Consider the following 4,484-nt stretch of genomic DNA (forward strand, 5'->3'; position numbering starts at 1 on the left):
AAAAAATAGAAGCACTTGAGATAATCATCTCAAGTGCTTCTAAACTTTATACCTGCTATATATTATGTACCAGGTCTATCATTTAAATTAATGATGTAATGCATTATTTCTTTTTAGATTTCTTAGGTGCTACTTGCGTGTTTTTACCTTTGCTAGCTTTTTCAGAATTATTATTCTTCATTGCTTCAATCATTGGAGCAACTTCTTTTTTAGCAAGATTAGAATAATACATGTTGGCAACTTGAGTTTGTACAATCAAAAATGCCGCACTGACTGACCAATAAAGACCTAATGCTGACGCAGAACTTAAAGAAATCCAAACAATCATAATTGGAGAAATAATCATCATCATATAACCCATTTGACGTTGTTCATTTGGCATACTCTTACTTGATACAAAAGCTTGTAAGAAGTATAAAATACCAGCGATAACTGTAATCCAAATATCAGGTTGAGACAAGTTAAACCAAAGGAAATTTGGGTGTTCCGTAAATCCACCACTTGACGGGTATTTTAATACGAAGAATAAGCCCATAATGATTGGCATTTGAATTAAGATTGGTAAACAACCTAACATGCTCTTCATTGGATTCATATCGTATTTTTTATATACTTCCATCATTTCTTGGTTTGCAGCCATTTTTTCTTCTTGCGTTCTAGAACGCTTAACTTTTTCTTGAACTGCATCAATATCCGGTTTTGCAACCTTCATTTTTTCTCGCATCATATGACTATTTTTATAGTTTGATAACATGAAAGGCAATAATACAACACGTATTGCCAATACAAGTACTACTATTGCTAAACCATAATCATTGTTGAAACTTGTTCCCAACCAATGAATTAACTTGTCCATTGGTTCTACAAACGTATTAAAGAAAAATCCATCTCTATTTTCAGGTTTAGAGTAGTCACAGCCTGCTAAAAGGACCATTACACCTAATAATAAAGGTAGTAGCGCTTTCTTTTTCATTTTTCCACCTCTAATGATATATTCACATAAAATTTATTTTATCATACTCAAAGGAAAGTAGAAAACAAAAAAAGAAATTTTCCGCATTATTCAACAGTTTGTAAAAATTGTTGTACAGTTTCTTGGATATTTGAACTTTTCGAGATTGCTGAAATAATTGATAATCCATCTGCACCATGATTCATAATAATTTGAGCATTTTTTGTATTAATTCCTCCAATTGCAACGATTGGAAAATCTTGAACTTTAGTTCTTAATGTTTGAATCATTCCTGGGCCCACTGGAGCTTTAGCATCTGATTTTGAGCCCGTATGATACATCGGTCCAACACCGATATAATCAACATTGGTTAAGTCCGAAACTTGATATTCTTCTAAATCACTTACACTAAGACCTATTATTTTATCACTAAATGTACTGGCGAATGCATCAATATTGGCATCATTTTGTCCTACATGTATTCCATCAGCATCTATTGCTTTTGCTAAGTCTACATCATCATTAACAATAAAAGGAACATGATAACTTTTACATAAAGATAATAATTTTTGTGCAAGTTCAATTTTGGCATTTCCAGTTAATGAACCATCCCCTTTTTCTCGAAATTGGAACATTGTAATTCCTGATTCTAAAGCTTCAGTCACAACATCTATAATTGATGTTTGTTTTGGTATATCTTGTGTACCACAAATAAAATATAGCTTTAAATACGCTTTGTTAAACATAGTTACACCTCTTGCTTATTTTGATATTGTATATAAGTTTCAAAGGTCATATTATACAATGCATTTAACAACTCTACTTTAAAACTACCAGGTCCTGCTGAGATTTGTTCAGCTTTTTCTGCAGCGATATTATAGAGAGAGACCGCTTCTATTAACGCATTTATAGATGGGGTTTCTGAGTCAACAAAACTTGCTACTATTGCTCCTAATAAGCAACCAGCACCAGTTATTCTTGCCAACAATGGAGATCCGTTAGATAGTTTAAATATGTGTTCATTCTGAGCAATAATATCCTCTTTGCCAGTTATGACAATCGACGTATTAAAGTGTTTGCGTGCTTCTTTTGCAATTGATACTGAATCTAAACTACTATCGCTGTCAGTTCCCTTCATTTTAGTATCGCTATTAATTAACGTTAAAATTTCAGAAGCATTTCCTTTAATAACAGTAACTTTTATTTCATTGAGAAACTTTTTGCAAAAATCTTTGCGGTATTGTGAAGCACCTACAGCAACAGGATCAAATATAATCGGTTTGCCAAGATGATTCGCTGTTTTGGCGATTTTTAAAATATCTTGTTCTCTTTCTTTTGTTAACGTACCAATATTTATTAACAAAGCGTTTGCAGCTGTCAGCATATCATGTGCTTCTTCAGGCGCCTCACTCATTGCTGGACTAGCACCAAGACTTAACAAACCATTTGCAGTAAAATTTTTAACTACATCATTTGTATAACAAATGACAAGCGGTTGATCCGCCCTTAATTTTTCTAAATTATTCATCATCTAAACCAACTTCCTTCATATATGCAAAATGGTTTACCGGACCTCTACCTAAACCAATTTCTGGTGTATGTTTAATACTAAGTGAAATAAATTTCTTCGCTTTTTGAACTGCATCGAACATCGATTTACCTTTTGCTAACTCTGCAGTAATAACAGCTGAAAAAGTACATCCTGTACCATGTGTATGTTTTGTATCATATCTAGGTTCTTCAAAGGTAAACACATCATCTTGTGTAAATAAATAGTCTATAGCTGTATTTTTATCACTTGAATGTCCCCCTTTTATAACTACACCCTTGCTACCAATTTCATTGATAAATATATTGCCAGCTTGATAAATCGACTGTTGGTCATTAATTGTAATACCTGTAATTTCTTCAGCTTCTGGTAAGTTGGGCGTCGCTATTGTAGCGTAAGGCAATAAAATATTTTGTAAGTTTGCTTTAGCATCATCATCCATCAAAGAATCACCACTTTTTGCTAACATAACTGGATCGATAACATATGGAATATTGTCGTATTTTTTCAAATACATTTGAATAATCTCCATCATTTCTTTAGATGCAATCATCCCAGTTTTCAAAGCATGTGGTAGTTCATCTGAAAATACACTTTCCATTTGCTCTTCTAACCAATGTGAATCTAGATTATGAATATGTTGTACGCCTTTAGTATTTTGAGCCACAATGCTTGTTATTGCAGCCATACCATATACACCACATGCATGGAATGATTTTAAATCTGCCATGACACCTGCACCACCGCTAGGATCTGTTCCAGCAATCGTTAACGCAATCTTAGGTTTATTCATTATTTTGACCTCCGTATAACCAATTTTCTTGTATATATGCCATATTAAAGAAATTTCGTTCATGTATCGTACTTTGCAAGAAACAAGATTTTATTGCTTCTTTTTCTTCAACTGCAAGATTTTGTGTTAATCGGTCCATTAGTTCATCAAAAATATTTACCAATTCATCCATTTCCGTACTATAAAATTCAAACCATTTTGATAAAATTGAGTCTTTATTTAATTCACTGTCTTTCAACGCTTCTTTAGCAATCACTTGATACACATATGGACAAGGTGCCATTGCTGCAATTGTATATGCAGCATTTTCTTTTGAATAGGCATTGAAATACATATGTTTGATATAATGATCTCCACTTGGTGGCCAAACTTTTTCTTGAACAATTTCACTATAGTTTTGTTGTACATATGTTGCTAAGATTTCGTGTGCCTCTACTTCACCATCAACTATAAATTGAATTTGTTCTACTAAAAATTGAACCTCTTCCAATCTACTCATTTTTGGTATTAACAATGCATATATATTTGCAAATTCTTTTAAATAAGAAGCATCTGCTCTCAAATAAAATTTCAAAGCCTCTTCAGAAATCGTACCATGCAACATTTCTTGGATAAATGGATCATTATAGATATCCTTAATAATTGGTTGTGAAGCTTTTTTTAATTCCTGTGAAAATAACAAATTTAGCCCTCCTAATTAAAAAAACTACATCCCACGTAGGAATGTAGTTTATTAATATATATTAGAGCAATTTCCCAAATATTAATGAATGCTACTTTCCTACGTTGGTCTTAACCAAATCAGGTTATAAGGGTCTGAATTTCTCATCTCAGCCATAAGGCTCCCCTAGTAGTTTCTTTATTATGTATTTATATAAAACATATCAAAGTACATCAACTATTGCAATAAAATGGTTTATATAAACATTCTAGTAATACAAAAACCTTTAATATGATTGTACTCCCAACAGTTATAAACTAAGTTAAATGTACATATGAATAGCTTTATATACTCTAGATGCATATTATTTATAAGAAAAAATATGCAGGACTTTGGCTATCGTTCATGCATAATTACCACTAACTTAATATAACAATAAAAAGCTGAGACAATTTAATTGTCTCAGCTTTTCCAAAAATAAACTTTATTGTATTTTGTTATATTATGCTGTAACCCATTGTGAAGGGCC

Annotated in this window: 5 protein-coding genes and 1 riboswitch; all 5 genes read right to left on the reverse strand. The window is 32.1% G+C overall.

Going from position 1 to position 4,484, the window contains the following annotated elements; translation table 11 throughout:
• Positions 1-103: 103 nt before the first annotated feature.
• The 5 genes from yidC to tenA all read right to left on the reverse strand — a co-directional run bounded on the left by yidC (position 104) and on the right by tenA (position 3,976).
• Complete coding sequence (yidC, locus tag CD150_RS10095; RefSeq protein WP_046207772.1) at positions 104-973, reverse strand: membrane protein insertase YidC; 870 nt, start codon at positions 971-973, stop codon at positions 104-106.
• An 86-nt stretch (positions 974-1,059) separates the two neighbouring features.
• Positions 1,060-1,698 (reverse strand): thiamine phosphate synthase, encoded by a 639-nt coding sequence (gene thiE, locus CD150_RS10100; RefSeq protein WP_073346072.1) that lies wholly within the window; start codon positions 1,696-1,698, stop codon positions 1,060-1,062.
• A gap of 2 nt (positions 1,699-1,700) precedes the next feature.
• Positions 1,701-2,480 carry a hydroxyethylthiazole kinase gene (gene thiM, locus CD150_RS10105; protein WP_164987276.1) on the reverse strand — a complete coding sequence of 260 codons (780 nt, stop codon included), beginning with the start codon at positions 2,478-2,480 and terminating at the stop codon, positions 1,701-1,703.
• Entirely contained in the window at positions 2,473-3,294 is an 822-nt protein-coding gene (gene thiD / locus CD150_RS10110; protein WP_073346075.1) for a bifunctional hydroxymethylpyrimidine kinase/phosphomethylpyrimidine kinase, read from the reverse strand. The genes thiM and thiD overlap by 8 nt, the downstream gene beginning before the upstream one ends.
• Positions 3,287-3,976 (reverse strand): thiaminase II, encoded by a 690-nt coding sequence (gene tenA / locus CD150_RS10115; RefSeq protein WP_103161556.1) that lies wholly within the window; start codon positions 3,974-3,976, stop codon positions 3,287-3,289. The genes thiD and tenA overlap by 8 nt, the downstream gene beginning before the upstream one ends.
• Positions 3,977-4,055: 79 nt before the next feature.
• Positions 4,056-4,153: riboswitch (TPP riboswitch) on the reverse strand.
• Between the last annotated feature and the right edge of the window lie 331 nt (positions 4,154-4,484).

The organism is Staphylococcus ureilyticus, from assembly GCF_002902235.1.
Classification (GTDB): Bacteria; Bacillota; Bacilli; order Staphylococcales; family Staphylococcaceae; genus Staphylococcus; species Staphylococcus ureilyticus.

What these genes read in the sequence shown, in the direction of transcription:
- yidC (WP_046207772.1), bottom strand. Translation starts at nt 973, where the DNA reads ATGAAAAAGAAAGCGCTACTACCTTTATTATTAGGTGTAATGGTCCTT.
- thiE (WP_073346072.1), bottom strand. Translation starts at nt 1,698, where the DNA reads ATGTTTAACAAAGCGTATTTAAAGCTATATTTTATTTGTGGTACACAA.
- thiM (WP_164987276.1), bottom strand. Translation starts at nt 2,480, where the DNA reads ATGAATAATTTAGAAAAATTAAGGGCGGATCAACCGCTTGTCATTTGT.
- thiD (WP_073346075.1), bottom strand. Translation starts at nt 3,294, where the DNA reads ATGAATAAACCTAAGATTGCGTTAACGATTGCTGGAACAGATCCTAGC.